We start from the raw sequence: 1196 nt of genomic DNA on the forward strand, positions 1-1196 counted from the left end.
CAAAACGGCACCTTTACCATCACCGCCCTCGACGGTGTGCAGACGCTGGATATCGGTGGTCTGCATGTGGTCGTCGGTGGTGTCGCCGCCGGCTTCCCGCAATCGATCGTCACGCCGTTGGGCAGTACGCTGACCATCACCGGGTTCGACGCCGCCACCGGCGTGGTGAGTTACAGCTACACCCTGGTCGATAACGAAGCGCACCCAACCGCTAACGGCGCCAACACGCTCTCCGAGCAGTTCGCCGTGACCGTAGTGGACGACAACGGCACCACTGCCAATGCCAACCTCGACGTCAACATCGTCGACGATTTGCCAAAAGGCGTGAACGACAGCAACGCCGGCACGGCCTCGGAAACCCTGCTCACCCTCAACGGCAATGTGCTAACCAACGACGTGCAGGGCGCCGACCGCGTGCCGACCGGCCCCAACGCCGGCCCGATCACYGCCGGCACCTTCACYGGSACTTACGGCACSTTGGTGCTGAATGCCAACGGCACSTACACCTACACCCTGAACACCAGCGATGCCGACTTCAAAGCGCTGCACGGCAATGGCAACGGCACCGAGAACTTCACTTACACCATCACCGATGCTGACGGCGATACCAGCACCGCCAATCTGGTGTTGAACATCCACAACAACGACGATCCGGTGACCATCAGTGGGCTGGATGTTTACGGCGGCGAGCTCACCGTCTACGAGAAAAACCTCGGCGACGGCAGCAACCCGGACACCCCGGCGCTGACGCAAAACGGCACCTTCACCATCACCGCCCTCGACGGTGTACAGACGCTGGATATCGGCGGTCTGCATGTGGTCGTCGGTGGTGTCGCCGCCGGCTTCCCGCAATCCATCGTCACCCCGTTGGGCAGCACGCTGACCATCACCGGGTTTGACGCCACCACTGGCGTGGTCAGTTACAGTTACACCCTGGTCGATAACGAAGCGCACCCAACCGCTAACGGCGCCAACACGCTCTCCGAGCAGTTCGCCGTGACCGTAGTGGACGACAACGGCACCACTGCCAATGCCAACCTCGACGTCAACATCGTCGACGATTTGCCAAAAGGCGTGAACGACAGCAACGCCGGCACGGCCTCGGAAACCCTGCTCACCCTCAACGGCAATGTGCTAACCAACGACGTGCAGGGCGCCGACCGCGTGCCGACCGGCCCCAACGCCGGCCCGATCAC

The 1196-nt window shown here is 62.5% G+C and carries 1 protein-coding gene; it reads left to right on the forward strand.

The window, feature by feature from the left end:
• Nucleotides 1-1196, forward strand: a 1196-nt coding sequence (locus BMS17_RS29470; protein ID WP_218191611.1) for a VCBS domain-containing protein, incomplete at both ends; no start/stop codon positions are given.

It is taken from the genome of Pseudomonas sp. C9, assembly GCF_002000165.1.
In the GTDB taxonomy this organism is placed as follows: domain Bacteria; phylum Pseudomonadota; class Gammaproteobacteria; order Pseudomonadales; family Pseudomonadaceae; genus Aquipseudomonas.